This is a genomic window from Streptomyces sp. MI02-7b, assembly GCF_033793585.1.
GTDB lineage: Bacteria > Actinomycetota > Actinomycetes > Streptomycetales > Streptomycetaceae > Actinacidiphila.
In genome coordinates this window covers 38187-54232 of sequence record NZ_JARAWX010000032.1, presented here as the reverse complement: position 1 = coordinate 54232, position 16046 = coordinate 38187, and the positions used below count along the sequence as shown (strand labels likewise).

12 protein-coding genes are annotated in these 16046 nt (G+C 71.7%); 3 read left to right on the top strand and 9 right to left on the bottom strand.

Annotation, left to right across the window (positions count from 1 at the left end):
- Positions 1-657: 657 nt before the first annotated feature.
- On the top strand, positions 658-3015 hold the full coding sequence (locus tag PV364_RS35720; protein WP_319664960.1) for a M4 family metallopeptidase: 2358 nt from the start codon (positions 658-660) through the stop codon (positions 3013-3015).
- Between the two features lie 135 nt (positions 3016-3150).
- Here the strand turns inward: PV364_RS35720 and PV364_RS35715 are convergent, their stop codons facing one another.
- From PV364_RS35715 to sigJ, 3 genes are all read right to left on the bottom strand, one after another.
- Positions 3151-3771: a hypothetical protein gene (locus PV364_RS35715; RefSeq protein WP_319664959.1), complete on the bottom strand. Its 621-nt coding sequence runs from the start codon at positions 3769-3771 to the stop codon at positions 3151-3153.
- Positions 3765-4343, bottom strand: coding sequence for a sigma-70 family RNA polymerase sigma factor (locus PV364_RS35710; RefSeq protein WP_319664958.1), 579 nt, complete (start codon positions 4341-4343; stop codon positions 3765-3767). The genes PV364_RS35715 and PV364_RS35710 overlap by 7 nt, the downstream gene beginning before the upstream one ends.
- A 180-nt stretch (positions 4344-4523) precedes the next feature.
- The gene (gene sigJ / locus PV364_RS35705) at positions 4524-5462 is read right to left on the bottom strand and encodes an RNA polymerase sigma factor SigJ (RefSeq protein WP_319664956.1); all 939 of its coding nucleotides are present in this window, start codon (positions 5460-5462) and stop codon (positions 4524-4526) included.
- Between the two features lie 150 nt (positions 5463-5612).
- On the opposite strand from sigJ, the gene PV364_RS35700 reads away from it, so the two are divergent.
- Positions 5613-6692: a nuclear transport factor 2 family protein gene (locus PV364_RS35700; protein WP_319664954.1), complete on the top strand. Its 1080-nt coding sequence runs from the start codon at positions 5613-5615 to the stop codon at positions 6690-6692.
- A 104-nt stretch (positions 6693-6796) separates the two neighbouring features.
- Here the strand turns inward: PV364_RS35700 and PV364_RS35695 are convergent, their stop codons facing one another.
- Positions 6797-7441, bottom strand: a complete 645-nt coding sequence (locus tag PV364_RS35695) for a dihydrofolate reductase family protein (protein ID WP_319665006.1) — start codon at positions 7439-7441, stop codon at positions 6797-6799.
- A 240-nt stretch (positions 7442-7681) separates the two neighbouring features.
- Between PV364_RS35695 and phoU the strand changes: the two genes are divergently transcribed.
- Complete coding sequence (phoU, locus tag PV364_RS35690) at positions 7682-8365, top strand: phosphate signaling complex protein PhoU (RefSeq protein ID WP_319664953.1); 684 nt, start codon at positions 7682-7684, stop codon at positions 8363-8365.
- Between the two features lie 383 nt (positions 8366-8748).
- Here phoU and PV364_RS35685 read toward each other — a convergent pair whose 3' ends face one another.
- From PV364_RS35685 to PV364_RS35665, 5 genes are all read right to left on the bottom strand, one after another.
- Complete coding sequence (locus PV364_RS35685; RefSeq protein ID WP_319664950.1) at positions 8749-9525, bottom strand: SDR family NAD(P)-dependent oxidoreductase; 777 nt, start codon at positions 9523-9525, stop codon at positions 8749-8751.
- Positions 9526-9548: 23 nt separating this feature from the next.
- Complete coding sequence (locus PV364_RS35680) at positions 9549-10736, bottom strand: alpha/beta hydrolase (RefSeq protein ID WP_319664949.1); 1188 nt, start codon at positions 10734-10736, stop codon at positions 9549-9551.
- 260 nt (positions 10737-10996) lie between these two features.
- A complete protein-coding gene (locus PV364_RS35675; RefSeq protein ID WP_319664948.1) occupies positions 10997-11455 on the bottom strand; it encodes a MarR family winged helix-turn-helix transcriptional regulator in 459 nt (152 codons plus the stop codon).
- 235 nt (positions 11456-11690) lie between these two features.
- Positions 11691-12062 carry a DUF488 domain-containing protein gene (locus tag PV364_RS35670; protein WP_319664947.1) on the bottom strand — a complete coding sequence of 124 codons (372 nt, stop codon included), beginning with the start codon at positions 12060-12062 and terminating at the stop codon, positions 11691-11693.
- Between the two features lie 219 nt (positions 12063-12281).
- On the bottom strand, positions 12282-15995 hold the full coding sequence (locus PV364_RS35665; protein WP_319664945.1) for a S8 family serine peptidase: 3714 nt from the start codon (positions 15993-15995) through the stop codon (positions 12282-12284).
- Positions 15996-16046: the final 51 nt, after the last annotated feature.

The window sequence follows — 16046 nt, the reverse complement described above, 5'->3', positions numbered from 1 at the left end:
ACCATCCCTGAAGAGGAAATGTAAAGCCCTTGAACAAATAGCTTCCATGGTCGTAACATGCAGCGCTCAACAATCGGACAAGTCACGCCACAACGGCACTTGACCTCACAGAACGTCCCCGGGCCGGGTTCCGCACCACGCCACCGGAGCCCTCCATGGCCAATTCCCGCATTTCCCCGTTCCGTCGAATTTCGAAGATTTGACACATACGGAACAGCGCGGTGACCGCGACTCCGCAGAGCCTCCCGGAATTTCGAGCGAGAGCCGTTCGCCGGCTCTCGCACGGCGGCGGCACGGCGCCGACGCCACGAGCGATGCCTCCGCACAACCGCTGTCGCATCCACGACAGCTGTCGGGATACCGACACCGAAACCACGACCGCGGTTGGCCGAAACTCGCCATCGCGGCCGGAACCGCGCCCTGTTACACCCGGATGAAGCCCCAAGTGGCACGACCTGGGAACGGATGGCCGAGCCGTGAACCGCTCACCGCTTTTCGGACAATGATCTCCGAACTGTGGACGGTGGATCGGGTGGTTGAAACGATCCCCTGGTCGTACGCGCATTCGCACCGTGCGACTTCGCCACGGAGGCACCGTCGCCTCCCGTCCCCCTTCCCCCCGGGCCCCTCCCGGCCCGGGCTCAAGGAGCTGCACCAGTGACGCACAACCCCCCTGTCACGGGCGCCACTTCGCCACGGACTTCACCGACTCGGCGCCGCACGGCCGCCGTCGCCGCGACGGTCGCCCTGGCCGCCGCCCTCGTCACCGTCCTCCCGGCAGCCGGCGCCGTCGCCGCGCCCCGGGCCGCACTCGACGCCGCGCACCAGCCCGCGCCGCCCCGGATATCCGCGGCGGCCCGGGCCGGCGCCGCGTCCCTCCGGCTCTCCACCGCGCAGCGCGCCGAACTCCTGGACGACGCCGCCCGGACCAGCGCCGACACCGCACACGCGCTGCGGCTCGACGGCGGCGAGAAGCTGGTGCCGAAGGACGTCGTCAAGGACGCCGACGGCACCGTGCACACCCGCTACGAGCGCACGTACCACGGACTCCCCGTCATCGGCGGTGACCTGGTGGTGCACCAGCAAGGTGCCACGCGGACCACCACGGAGCCGACCGGACGGATATCGCTCCCCACGACGGTCGCCTCCGTGCCGGCCGCCACGGCGCGGAAGTCGGCGCTGGCCTCCGTCAAGGAGGAGCGGAACGACAAGGCGAAGGCCACCGCCGCACCCCGACTGGTGGTCTGGGCCGGTGGCGAGGGCAAGCCCCGGCTCGCCTGGCAGTCGGTCGTCACCGGAGTCCAGGACGACGGAACCCCCAGCAGCGTCCAGGTGCTCACCGACGCCGCGACCGGCGAGGAACTGCAGCACGCGGAGCAGATCAACGCCGGTACCGGGCAGAGCCAGTACAGCGGCCGCGTGCAGATCGGCACCGTCCGCAACGGCGACCACTACGAGCTGACCGACCCGCAGCGCGGCGGCCACAGCACCTACGACCTGACGGGCGTCGGCGGCAACGGCACTCTCGTCACGGACGCCGACGACCAGTGGGGCGACGGCACCACCGCCGACCGCCAGACGGCCGCCGTCGACGCCGCCTACGGCCAGCGCAAGACCTGGGACTTCTACCACGACATGTACGGCCGCAACGGCATCGCCGACAACGGTGCCGGGTCGTACTCGCGCGTCCACTACGGCAGCAACTACGCCAACGCCTTCTGGGACGACGGCTGCTTCTGCATGACGTACGGCGACGGCCTGGAGAACGCGCACCCGCTGACCGAACTCGACATCGCCGCGCACGAGATGACCCACGGCGTGACCTCCGAGACGGCCGGCCTGATCTACGAGGGCGAATCGGGCGGTCTCAACGAGGCCACCAGCGACATCATGGCCACGGCCGTGGAGTTCTACGCCAACAACCCGTCGGACACACCCGACTACACCCTGGGCGAGCTCGCCGACGTGCGCGGCACCGGCAAGCCGCTGCGCTACATGGACCAGCCCTCCAAGGACGCCGACCCGGTCAAGGGCACGTCAGAGGACTACTGGACGCCGCAGACCAAGAACCTTGACGTCCACCACAGTTCGGGCGTCGGCAACCACTTCTTCTACCTGCTGTCCGAGGGCAGCGGGAAGAAGACGATCAACGGTGTCTCCTACGACAGTCCCACCTACGACGGCAAGCCGGTCGCCGGCCTCGGGCTGCACAACGCCACCAACGTCTGGTACCGGGCCCTGACCCGCTACATGACCAGCACCACGGACTACGCCGCGGCGCGGGTGGCCACCCTTCAGGCCGCCGCGGACCTCTTCGGCAAGTCCAGTGACGCGTACGAGGCGGTGGGCAACGCGTGGGCCGCGGTGAACGTCGGTCCGCGCTTCGTCAACCACATCGCCGTGGTGCCGCCGTCCACCCGCGACTCGGCGGTGGGCATCCCGGTCAGCCGGCAGATCGTGGCGGCGAGCAGTCGTCCTGGCGCCTTGACGTACTCGGCGGCGAACCTGCCCACCGGCCTGTCCATCAACCGTACGACGGGCCTGATCACGGGCACCCCGAGGGCCGCCGGCACCTTCGCGACGGTGGTCACGATCCGCACCTCGGCGGCGGAGACCCTGCCGGTGCCGTGGACCTGGACCGTCCTGGCCTCGGGCGGCGATCACTTCGTCAACCCCGACCGGTACGACATCGGCGCGTGGGCGACCACGGAGTCGCCGATCACCGTCACGGGCCGGCAGGGCAACGCCTCCGCCGCGCTCAAGGTCAGTGTCGACGTGTACAAGGGGTGGATCGGCGGACAGATCATCTGGCTGGTGGCGCCGGACGGCACCGCGTTCCTGGTGAAGGACTTCGCCTGGGACACCGGAAGCGAACTGCACGCCACCTACACCGTCGACGCCTCGTCGGTGGCGGCCAACGGCACATGGAAGCTGCGGATCCAGGACAACACCCCGTCGTTCCCGGGCAACGCCGCGGTGCCGGGCTATCTGGACGACTGGCACCTGGACTTCTGACCGGTCGCCACTGCCCGCACGCCGACGCACCATGGCGCCGTCGCACCCCGTTCCCCGGGGTGCGACGGCACCCGCGTGCCCAGCCCCCGGGAGAACGGGCGCTGATCCCTGCGGTCGGATCTCAGCGGTCGGATCTCAGCCGGTGTACGCCTGCTCGTAGAGGGCCCGCAATTGCGGGGTGGCTTCCGCGGTGGAGCCGCACAGGGTGACACGGCCGTCGTTCGCGGCGACCAGGTAGTGACGGCCGACGGCGAACTCCGCTCCGCTCAGGAGCTGGGCCAGCTTCGCGTCGCTGGTGAGCCGGACGGTGGTGGGGCCGCTGCCCCGGTACCAGCGGTCCACCCCGAGTTCGACCCGGTCGCCCTTGACGGCGGTCGCCGTGCCTTCGAACGCGGTCTGCACGCCGCGCAGGAGGTCGACGGTGACCGGGGCGCACTTCGCGGCGGGCGCGTCCGGAACGGTCAGAGTCAGCGCAGGGGCGGCCGGGGTCGCCGCGGCCGACGGCGACGGCGGAGTGTCCCGCGAGGTCACACCCCAGGTCAGGCCGGCCACCACCACGAGCAGGGCCGCGCCCACCGCGATGGGCAGGAAGCGCCGGCGGGATTCACCCCCGGCACTCTGCTCGGTCGGGGAAACGCGGGTGTCGGCGGTCACGGTGGCCTCCAGGAGAAGCTGGGGATCGGGGGAAGGAGCCTCGGATGTCCGTGCCGGGTCGATGGCCCTCATCCGGGCCAGCAGTTCGTCGTCGTTCACCATCGGCTCCCTTCTTCATCCGTCCTGTGTCCGGCCTGCCGGGGATTCTTTCGCTCGAGCCGAGCGGCGATCTTCTTTTTGGCCCGGTGCAGCCGGATGCTCGCCGCGTTGGCGGTCAGCCCGGTCACCTGCGCGATCGCGCTCGGCGTCAGTCCCTCCCAGGCCCACAGCCGGACGACCTCGCGGTCCAGCGCTCCCAGCAGCTCCAGCGCTCGATGCAGTTCCAGGTGGTCCGCCGCCACCTCGCGCGACGGCTCGGCTGTCCGAGTCAGCCGTTCCACCAGCCGGAGCCGACGCCGCTCCGCCCGGTGCGCGTTGGCCAGACAGCCCCTCGTGACGCCGTAGCACCACGGCAGCGCCTCGTCGGGGTCGACCGAACCCTCCGCGTCGATCCCCGGCACGTCCTCCAGCCGGCGCCACAGCACAAGCATGGTCTCCGCGAGCACGTCGTCGATCGCGGAGGCGTCCGCCCGCCGCCGTAGATAGCGGTGCAGCGGCTCCGCCACCACACCCAGCAACGCCTCGAATCGAGCCTCCCGGACCCGGGACCGCTCGTGCACCAGCCTCAATTCCACACCCTCACCTGTCCGGGACCGCCCGCTTCCTTTCACGGTCGGCGGGACGACCTTCCGCCGGCGCCGGAACCCAGGTCTCCGCCCGGCATCCCCACCGCGGAGAATCCGATCCTCGCAGGTCACCGCGGTGCCGTCGGTGCCGGGGCCGGGAGGCCCGCCCCCCGGGGTGCGGATCGCCCCTCAGGTGGCCCTCCAGGGACCGAGCTTCTCGGGGTTGCGCACCGCCCAGATGTGCCTGATCCGGTCCCCCGCGAAGTCGAAGGCGAACACCGTAGCGATGGCGCCGTCCTGCCGCGCCACCAAGCCGGGCACACCGTTGACCGTGCGCTCCAGGAACGTCGTGCGGTCACCGGACACCCGGGCGATCTCGGCATAGGCACGTGCGATCCGGACACCGCCGACGATCGGGCGCACGTGGGTGACGGCCAGCCCGCCGCCGTCGGCGGTCGCGGTGGCGTCGGGGTCGAGCAGGCCGATCAGGGCGTCGATGTCCTTGGCCTCCCACGCGGTCCTGAAGCGCCTGACGATCCGGGCCTGCCCGGCACTCGGAACCGCCGGGGTCCGCGCGGTGCGGATCCGGCGGCGGGCGGACGAGGCCAGTTGGCGGCACGCCGCCGGTGTGCGGCCGACGATCCCGGCGACCTCGCGGAAGGGGTAGCGGAACACGTCGTGCAGGACGAACGCCACGCGCTCGGCCGGGGTCATCGTGTCGAGGACCACCAGGAAGGCCATCGTCACCGACTCGTCGAGAGTGACCCGATCAGCCGGGTCGGTCCCGCCCGCGCCGGAGCGTCCAGCGATCCATTCCGTGGGCTCGGGCAGCGGTTCGGGCAGCCAGTCGCCCACGTAGGTCTCCCGCCTGGCCCGCGCCGAGCCGAGCAGGTTCAGGCAGATGCGGCCGGCGACCGTCACCAGCCAGGCGCCCGGCGACTCGATGGACCGCCGCTCGGGAGCGGACATGGCGTACCAGCGGGCGTAGGTCTCCTGCACGACGTCCTCGGCGTCGGCGAGGGACCCCAGCAGCCGATAGGCGAGGTTGATCAGCCGGCGCCGCTCGCTCATGATCGCGCTGAGGCCCGGATCCCTCTGCTGGCCGCCGGGCCCGGCTGTGGTGGTCATGGTCCGGCCGTCTCCCTCACTCGCTTCTGTGCCCCTACCCGGTACGACACCGCAGCGCACCGGAATGTGAGGCCGGCGCGCCACCTCACACTCCGCGGGGCTGCGTTGTCGTACCGGTCAGGACGACGACACGACGGAAAGAGGACGCCGATGAACGACTTCCGGGCCATCGCGGACCGCGTCGAGATCGAGGCGCTGCGCGGCGAGTTCACCGACGCGGCCATGATGCGCGACCGGCCCCGCCTGGCCGCACTGTTCACCCCTGACGGTGCCCTGCGCATGCCCGACATCCCCGTCGAACTGCTCGGCCGCGACGAGATCCGTGCCGGGGGCGAGCGGCTGCAGAGCCAGTGGGACTTCTTCGTCCAGACCACGCACCCCGGCACGATCCTGCTCGACGGGGACACGGCGACCGGCCGTGCCTACGTCCAGGAACTCGCGCGCACCCTGGACGGACGCCAGGGCCTGAACTACGCCGTCTACCACGACCGCTACCGGCGCACCGCGGAGGGCTGGAGGTTCGCCGAGCGGATCTACGAGGTCAGGTACCTCGACACCTCCCCGCTGGCGGGCACGGCACCCCGATCGCCACAGGGGTCCGGAACCCGTCCGACTCCGGCCGTGTCCTTCGCCGACCCCGCACCGGCCGGACGGCTGGAGCGGGCAGCCGCCGCGCTGCGCGCCAACGGATTCGCCACCGAGATCCTCGACGATGCCGCTGCCGCGCGCGCCCGCGTCGAAGCCCTGCTCCCCGAAGGCGCAGGCGTGCTCACCGGAGCCAGCGAGACCCTCCGGCTGTCCGGCATCGACGAGGACATCAACGCCGGCGGCCGCTACGACGCCATCAGGCCACACGTCCTGACCCTGGACCGCGCCACCCACGCGGACGAGATCCGAAAGCTGCTCGCCACCCCCGAATTCGTCGTGAACAGCGTCGCCGCGGTCACCGAGACCGGCTCCCTCGTCCTTGCCTCCGGCAGCGGCAGCCAGCTCCCCGCCAACGCGGGCGGCGCCGCCCACGCGGTCTGGATCGTCGGCGCGCAGAAGGTGGTGCCGGACCTGGGCACGGCACTGCGCCGCGTCGAGGAGCACGCCCTCCCACTGGAAAACGCCCGCGCCCAGGCCGTGTACGGGATGCCCAGCGCCATCAACCGCCTGCTCGTCCTCAACGCGGATCCCCGCCCGGGTCGCGGCACGGTACTCCTCCTGCGACAGGCCATCGGATACTGACCCGGCGACCCGGCCCGGGGCGTGACCGCGTCCGCCCCGCCCGGGCCGCTGACGGCGGGGGCGTACCCCTCGCGGCCGGGGCCCGGCCCGCGCGGCCCTCGGCGTCACCTCCGCCAGAACAGGTGATGCGTCACACCGCTCGGACTGGGCACGACCTCCAGGTGGAAGCGGTCCAGCAGCTCCTCAGGAGACTTCCACAGCCGCAGCCCGGACCCCAGCCTCACCGGCGCGACCGCCACGTGCAGGGAGTCGACCAGGTCGGCGTCGAGGAACTGGCGGACCGTGGTGACCCCGCCGCCGAGCCGGACGTCCTTGCCCTGCGCCGCTTCACGCGCCCGTTTCAGGACCGCCGCCGGATCCCCCTCGACGAAGTGGAACGTGGTGTCGGCCAGCGTGAACGAAGGACGCGGGTGATGGGTCATGACGAACACCGGCGTGCGGAACGGCGGCTCCTGTCCCCACCAGCCGCGCCACTCGTGGTCGTGCCAGGGCCCGCGCTGCGCCCCGAACTTGTTGCGGCCCATGATCTCGGCACCGATGTTGCGTGCGAAATCCCGCGTGAAGTAGTCGTCCAGACCCCGGCTTCCTCCGGGATCCGTGCGATTCGGCCAGCTCGCCGTCGCACCGGCCCAGCCGAACAGCCGCTCGGCGCCGTCGCAACCGAACGGCCTCTCCAGACTCTGGTCCTCACCGGCACCGATTCCGTCGGTCGAGACGTTGAAGTTCATCACTCTCAGCAGCTGGTCCACGTCCGCACTCACCAGATCCTGTCGCGTCGTCGTGCGGCGGAGCGCCGCACACCATGACGTCGAACGGGACATGCCGCGATCGACACCGGTCCACCGGCATTTTTCAGTGACGCGTGGCGCGCCGCGCGGCGCCGCCGCCGTCGCCGTCGCCCCTCACGCCGTCAGGGCGCTTTCCGTCATCTTGTGGAAGGCTGACCGCTGACGGGGGCTTGGCAGGTCATCGGTACCGGAGGGGACACAATGCGCGACGCATATCATGAGGAACTCGAATCCATCAGCACGAGCCTGGTCGAGATGGCCGAGCTGGTCGGTTCCGCCATGGAGCGGGCCACCACGGCGCTGCTGGAGGGCGACTTGGCCCTCGCCGAGCTCGTCATCGCGAGCGACGAAGAGGTCAACGCCCTGCAGCACGCGCTGGAGGACCGGGCCATCGCCCTGCTTGCCCGGCAGCAGCCCGTCGCGACCGACCTGCGGATCGTCGTGACCTCGCTGCGCATGAGCGCGGACCTGGAACGCTCCGGCGACCTGGCCAAGCACGTGGCCAAACTCGCCCAGCGCCGCGCCCCCGAACGGGCCGTCCCGGACGATCTGCGCGGCACCATCCTGGAAATGGGCCGGCTGGCACAGCACCTCATGGCCAAGGCCGCCGAGGTCCTGGTGACCCGGGACGTCGACACGGCCCTGACCATGGAACAGGACGACGACCGGATCGACACCCTTCACCGCGCGCTGTTCCAGCACCTGCTGGACGAACGCTGGAAGCACGGCGTGGAGACCGCGGTCGACGTCACGCTCGCCGGCCGCTACTACGAACGCTTCGCCGATCACGCCGTCGCCGTGGCCAACCGCGTCGTCTACCTCGTCACCGGCGAACACGCGGACGTCCTCGCCCCGTCCGAGGTGTCACCCGTCAACCTGCCCTGATCCCGGGATCGGCGTCGGGGAGCCGCGTCCGAGAGCCGGAGTTGGCCCCGGCCGAAGGAGAAGCTCCCGTTCGGCACGGGGATCGGCGCGGTGACGATGCCGTCCGGCGAGACGGCGACCGCCTCGGCCACCAGCCTGTCGACGGCGACGGCTGCCGCCCGCTCGTCCTCCAGGGGCGCGTCGGCGAGTGCGCGGTTCTCCTGCCGAGTGCGCGCTTCTCCTACGGGGAGAAGCCGGGCATGGGCTGCTCCTTCGGTGGTGGGTCACGCCTCCGACGTGGAGCCGACGCCTGGGCCCTGGCGGGTGGGGACACCGTCCTGAGGGCCGTCCCGGCGCTGTTCCGCCTGCCGCGGACACGTTCATGGAGCCCCCACGGAGTCCAGCTACAAGCGGGCGGTCATCCCGCCGTCGATCGCGAGCGCGGCCCCGGTGATGAACTGGATCTCATCGCTCAGCAGGAACGCCGCGAACGCCGCGACCTCCTCCGGCCGGCCCATCCGCCCCAGCGGATGCATCTCCTCGGCCGCTCGCCAGGACTCCTCCGGCACGCCCGGCGCGGCCTGCGCCAGTCCGCGTGACAGGGGGGTGTCGACGCCGCCGATGATCAGGGCATTGACCCTGATACCGGCCGCGGCCGTGTCCAGCGCCGCCGACTGGGTGAGCCCGATCACGCCGTGCTTGGCGGCGTTGTAGGAGGCCATGTTCGGGTAGGCGGCGACGCCGCAGGTGGAGGCGCTGTTCAAGATCGCGCCGCCACCGCTCGCCCGGAGTGCGGGAATCTGGTGCCTCAGGCCGTAGAAGACGCTGCTGAGGTTCAACTCCCGGTCCGCGCGCCAGGCGTCACCGTCGATCTCGGTGACCGGGCGGACGGCGGTGGGGGCACCCACGTTGTTGAACGCGCCGTCGAGCCGGCCGTACCGGCTCAGCGCCTGCCGGACCAGTTCCGCCGCCTCCGCCTCGACGGTCACGTCGGCGGACACGAAAGCGGCCTCGCCACCAGTGGCACGGATCCCGGCCTCCAGCGCGTCGCCGGCCTCCCGGCCGCGGGCCGCCAGGAGGACCCTCGCGCCCTCACCGGCGATCCGCTCCGCGGTCGCACGGCCCACACCGGAGGTGGCCCCGGTGATCAGGATGACCTTCCCCGCGAATCGTCCGGACACGATCACTCCCATCCCTCACTCGTTCACGACGTGTGCTCCCCGCCCGCCGCCGACCGCTGCTCCAGCCACGCCCGTGCGACGCCCCATGCGTGTCCGTCCGGTTCCACGACGTCGAAGTGGCCCGCGCCGGGCGATGCCGTGAAGGTGACCTCCACGCCGGCAGCGGCCGCCGCCTCCGCGTACGTCCGCCCGTACCCGAACGGGATCACCTCGTCGGCGGTGCCGTGGATCACGAGCATCGGCACGCCACCGTTCTTCAGCAGTACCGGGGACGTCACCGCGTACCGCTCGGGGTGGTCGGCGGCTCGGCCGCCCAGCAGAAGCGCCACCATCCCATCGTGCGCCGTCGACGCGAGACCGGGCCACGGATCCGGCTCGAACGGCGACGGCGCCGGCGCACCGGCCGGCGGTTCGGCGTCCGGCTCCGCGAGATCCCTCCCCAGCCGGGCCTCGTCGGCAGCCACGAGGTCGAGCACGCCGGCCAGGGTCACCACGCCCAGCGGCCGGAGCTTCGGACGGGCGCCGGGGACGCCGTCGGGCAGCGTGGACCGGTGTGCGGTCCACGCGGCGAGCAGGCCCCCGGCCGAGTGGCCCACGACCAGCACCCGGCCGCCGTCGAGCGAGGGGTCGAGATCGGGCACCGCGTCGACCGCGGCGGCCACGTCGTCGAACGTGCCGGGCCAGCCACCGCCGGGTTCACCGATCCGCCGGTACTCGATGTTCCACACCGCGAACCCCCGCGAGACCAGGTCCTCCGCGAGGGGTGTCGACTGCCTGCGGTCGAACATCGCCGCCCACCAACCGCCGTGGATCAGGACGACCGTGGGGAACGGGCCGTCCCCTTCCGGCAGGTACAGCTCTCCGACCTGCGAGGGCTCCGGACCGTACGCGATGGTCCGCACCGTGCGCCGGCCGTCCTCCGCGTCGTCGTAGCGCACACCGCTCTCGGCGCTCACCAGCGTGTCGATGGTGGCGAAGAAGGCGGCTATCCCCGGCAGGTTGCCGCCCTTCGCACGCGATTCGTCGTACGCCTGCGCGTCCGCCCACTCGACGACGTCCAGCCACGTGTGGTCGGCCACCCGAACCAGCCGCGCGTCCACGAACCCCCGCCGGTCCTCACGGAACGCGGCGAGCATCGCGCCGCGAGCGGCCAGCATCGCGGACGTCCGCTCGGGCGCGACGGTGAAGGTGGTCAACTCGATCACAGACATGGAACGGACTCCCGGCGACGCGGCGTCTCACGACGCAGGCAAGTAGTAAGTTTCAGTGACTATCAATTTTCCTTACTAGCGACCCTAAGGAGTGACCCAGGCAAGCGCAAGCAGCGGCTCTCCCGCCCACGGGTGACGTCACGTTCGCATGAGCGTTGACCACGGAAAGTAACGATCAGTGACCATGCACCCGTCCGGAAAGCCGGCACCTTCCCCGACGCACACCGAGGGGGGACGACGTCCCGGGTCCCCGCGGCCGGTCAGTCGCCGGTGACCGTGCTCGCGTCGCGGCGCTGCTGCTCGACCACGTCCACGAACAGGCGCTTGAACTCGGCGTAGACGGTCCCGCCGAGGCGCTGGGCGTGACGCTCCTGCATCTCCGCCATGATCGTGTCCGCGGCGGCCATCTGGGCGCGGCCGCGCTTGGTGGGGCAGACCAGTTTGGCCCGCCGGTCCGCCGGGTCGCTCTGCCGCTCGACGTAGTCCAGCGCGGTGAGTTCGTCGACCAGCGTGCCGATCACCTGCTTGTGCTGGCCGGACACGCGGGCCAGGTCCGTCGCCCGGATGCCCTGCGGCTGGAGGTAGGCGAGGACCGCGCCGTGACGGGGCTTCAGGTCGTCGAAGCCGAGGTCGCGGAGCCGGGAGAAGAGCTCGGTCTGGACGGCGAACAGCAGGCGTCCGGCCAGCACTCCGAGATCCGGGTCAGCAACGTTGCGCACCGCGCGCCTCACGCCCCTTCTCCACTGTCCCGCCCCCGAGGGGACGCCTGACGATCAGGAGATTCTAACGGCGCGGTAACCAGCCGTACGCGACGGCGTGACGGCGTCCGGGCGGCCCATGACGCGCGCCGGAGAGCGACAGGGCGGGGATTCTCCCGCGCTTGGCCGGGGCTCCGCCGCCGACGGGACGATCACCTGGAGCGGGGTGCTCGCCCGGAAGTGGGGGGCCGCACGCCTACTGCGGGCTACCGGCGGCGCCGAGCCACTGGGCGAGCACGGCGGCCTCGCTGTGGTCGAGGTCCTTGGTCGCGGTGAGCAGGGTGACCTTGTCGCGGGCGGCGAGGTCGCGCAGATGCTGCACGGCCGGCCGGTGCTCCGCGTCCTTCAACTCGCCGATGTACCGGTCCCGGAACTCCGTGAAGCGCTCCTGGTCGTGGTGGTACCACTGGCGCAGGTCGGCCGAGGGCGCCACGTCGCGCAGCCATTCGTACAGGTGGGCCCGTTCCTTGCTCATTCCGCGGGGCCACAGGCGGTCGACGAGTACGCGCTTGCCGTCCCGCGAGGAGGTGTCCTCGTAGATCCTCCGGCAACTGAACTGTCCGGTCATGGGCGTCGTCACCTTCCCGGTGGGCCTGCCCGGCGCCGGTCCGAAAACGTCCACGCCGGGGCGGGGCGTGTGGTGATCACTCTATCGGCGGCACGGCGGCACGGCCCGCCGAGCCGGGTGACGGCTTCCGCCCGGCCCCGTGGACGCCGCATGGGCGGGGCCGCCGGCTGCGGCCCCGCCCACGCGGTGCTGTCCCGGGTGACCTCCCGGGGTGTGACGTCAGCGCAGGCCGAAGGCCCGGGTGATCGTCTGCGAGACGGTGTTGCCCGCGGTGTCCCGGGCGCCGACCCGGAGGGTGACGTAGCCGGCGGACCGCGGCGCGCGCAGGTTCGTGCGCCATCCGTCGTCGCACCGGCTGAGGTCGGTCCGCTGCCAGGTCGCACCGTCGTCGTACGACACCTCGACGGTCGGCTTCCCGATGGCGGCCGTGGTGCCCGGCAGGTGCGAGGCGCTCACCGTCAGGCCGGCGTGCCGGTCGGCACGGCCGGACTTGTCGGTGTCCACGCCGTAGTCGAGCTGGATGAGCGGCAGGGACGCCGCCGCGTCACTGCCGGTGACCGCGGAGGTGAAGTCCCACTCGGTCAGCGTGTGCGTCGAGTACGGGTTGGCCCAGGTGCCGCGGTCGTTGTCGACGACCAGCCGGTAGGGCAGCCGCTCGGCGCTGAGGCCGGGAACCTGCAGGTACTCGGCGTTGCCCCAGTCGAGTTGCTGGTCGCCCTGGTAGAGCGACATCCAGTCCTTGACGTCGAAGTTCGCGCCGGCCTCGCCGACGTGGCCGGACCCCGAGTCACCCCAGCCGGGCGCGGTGATGTACATGGTGTCGAGGTAGCGCACCGGCTGGTAGTTGATCGGGCCCATGCGGGGCCGCTGGATCGGGCCGAACCAGCTGACCTTGCCGGTCTTCCGCGCCGGGTAGGTCAGCGGGTCGATCGAGTGCTGCCCGGTCTCGCCCTGGATGAAGGCGTCGTCCAGCCACGTGGTGCCGGCGGTGACCCAGTCGGTGCGCTCGCCCTGGGCGGGCGCGGTGAGCTGGTTGCCGACGGCCCAGCCGCGCCAGACGTCCGGACGGAACTCCATCGCCTTGCCCTGCCGGTAGTTCCGGAAGGAGACGTCCACCCGGCCGAGGTCCTTGGACTCCTCACGCCAGGTCGGGTCCGCCGGAACGGCGCCCGTCCAGTGGTGCACGACGTCGTAGACGTAGTCGGTCGTGGGGTGCGAGGTGACCTTCAGCGAGACCGTGCCGTGCCGGAGTTGGCCGAGCAGGTCCGCGCCCTGGTCGGCGTTGAGCGTCGCCACCGTCACCGGGGCCGGGCTCTCCGGGCTCCAAGGGTTCTCGTCCCAGGGCTCCATGCGGCCGACGCCGTCGTTGACGACCAGCAGCAGCCGCGCGCCGGCGGCCGCGGCGGCCTCGGCCTGGGCCTGGATCCCTTCCGTGCCGGCGCCGCGCACCACCACGGCCTTGCCGCGCACGTCCTGCCGCGCGAGCTCCCCGGCCGTGCCGTCACCGGCGAAGACCGCCGTCAGGTTCCGGGTACCGGCGGGCAGTGGCGTGGCCGCGCGCTTGACCAGCGGGTCGTCGAACGTCGTCGACTTCGTGCTCACGGTCAGAGCGGGCTGCTCGAGGCGGAAGCGGGCCCCGGTCTCGAACTCGCCGTCGGTGACCTTCTTGCCGGTCGGGAGCGCCCAGATGCTGTCGTACGACGGGTTCGGCAGCATCGACGTCTCCACCAGGCTGTCGGCGAAGGACCGGTGGGCGTCCAGGCGCGGCGCGACGGCGGCGGTCTGCTGCGGCACGCGTGCCAGGATCTGGCGCGCCTTGCGGCCGTCCAGGCTGACGGTGCGGTCCTGGTCCAGCTTCACGTCGTTGAAGGCGAGCAGCACCATGCCGCGCGAGTGCGGGCCTTCGGCGCCCTGCACGTCGCCGGTGAGCCAGCCGCTGTAACTGCCGACGGGCAGCCGCGCCGTGCCGGTGCCGGACGCGTCGAGGTCCATCACCGTGAAGATGTGCTCGGCGGTCAGGACGACCCGGCCCTCCAGCGGCTTGCCCGAGCGGTCCTTGGCGACGACGGTCAGATTCTGCCGCTGGCCCTCGCGGGCCGCGCCGATCAGGGTCCGGGCGCGGACCGCGCCGCTGCCGTCCTTACCGGTGATCATGGCGCTGACCGACTGGTCGCCGCCCAGCTTGTCCAGATCCGCGGTCAGGGTGGCCGTGGCGGTGCCGTGGGCGGGCACGGTGACGTGGTCGGCGGAGAGGCTGAACAACCCGGCCGGGACGGTGCCGTCGACCGCCAGATGGAGGTCGGCCGGTGCGTCGCCGACGTTGGTGTACGTCACCGTCTGGGCGTCGGTCTGCCCCGGCTTCGGCGGCCACGTGTAGAAGCCGGAGTAGGCGCTCGTGGTGGCGAAGACCGTGGTGTGCACGGCCGCCAGTGCGTCGAGCCGGCCGGCGCCCGCCTGGTACGGGGTGTACGCCGGGGTCGCCTTGGCGCTGCTGACCAGCGCTTCCTTGAGCTGGGCGCCCGTCCAGTCGGGGTGCGCGGAGGCGAGGAGCGCGGCAGCGCCCGCGACGTGCGGCGTCGCCATCGACGTACCGCTCATCGTGGTGTAGTAGCCGGAACCTCGCTTGTAGTGGGAGCGCGCCGCGACGATGTCGACACCGGGCGCGGTGATCTCCGGCTTCAGGCCGCCGTCCCCGTCGCGCGGACCCTGGCTGGAGAAGTCCGCGAGCGTGTCGGTGGAGTCGACGGCTCCGACGGTCAGCGCGGAGTCCGCGGCACCGGGGCTGCTGATGGAGTGGGGGCCGCCGTTGCCCGCCGCGATCACGAACAACGCGCCCGTCTCGTGGCTGAGTTCGTCGACGGCCTGGCTCATCGGGTCGGTCTTGTCACCGCCCCCGCCCAGGCTCATGCTGATGATCCTGGCCTTCTGGTCGCGGGCGGCCCACTCCATGCCCGCGATGATCCAGGATTCCTGGCCGCTGCCCTCGGAGTTGAGCACCTTGCCGACGGCCAGCCGGGCGCCGGAGGCGACACCCCGCTCCTTGCCGTCCGAGGCGCTGCCCGTGCCGACGATGGTGGACGCGACGTGCGTGCCGTGGCCGTTGTAGTCGGCGATGTCGTCCTCGCCGGGAACGAAGCTGGCGCTGTCCGACACCTGCCCCGCCAGGTCGGGGTGTTCGGTGTCCGCGCCGCTGTCGAGCATCGCGACCTTCACGCCCTGGCCGGTGTCGCCCTCCGCCCAGACCTTGTTCGCGCCGATCTGCGCGGTGGAGTCGGCCAGGTCGGCCTTCACCTTGCCGTCGAGCCACACCTTGGCGACGCCGCCCGCGAAGGACGGCGCGGCGGACCGGGCCGCGGCGCCGGAGCCGCCGGTCAGCGAGGACCAGAACTCCGGTGCCTGCTCGTGGTTCTGAGCCAGTGCCGCACCCTGGATGCTGTCCAGGCGGCGGACGTCGGTCGAGCCGGCCATCTTCGCCCGGGTGCGGGACTTGGCGGCCGCATCGGTGTAGCGCACGATCAGCGGCAGCCGGGAGCTGTGCGCGTCGTCGTACCCCTCGGCGATCAGCCGCGTCACGTTGAAGAGCTGCTTGTCGAGCTTCCCGGCACTCACGTACGGCAGCGCGGAGTCGGGGTAGACGTAGGTGGCGCCGTCCAGGACAGCACGGTGGAAGCCGGTGGTGGCTCCGCTCGCGGCCTGGAACGAGTGCACGACGGTGCCGTCGGCGGCGGTCCCGACGGTGACCTTGTCACCCGTGATCAGGGTGACGGTGTGCGTGCCGGCAGGGCCGGGGATTCGGTGTCCGGCGTCGTTGTGCGACGCCTCACCGACGGAGTACGCGGACACAGCGGCTGTCGCCGGTATGACGCCGAGTGCCAGCGCGGCAGCCACGGCGAGGGCGATCGGCCCGGGCCGGGGGATGGGAACCTTGGGCAAGGAAGACTCCTGAGACGCGGCGAAGAGCGGGCGATGAGCGAAAAGATCACT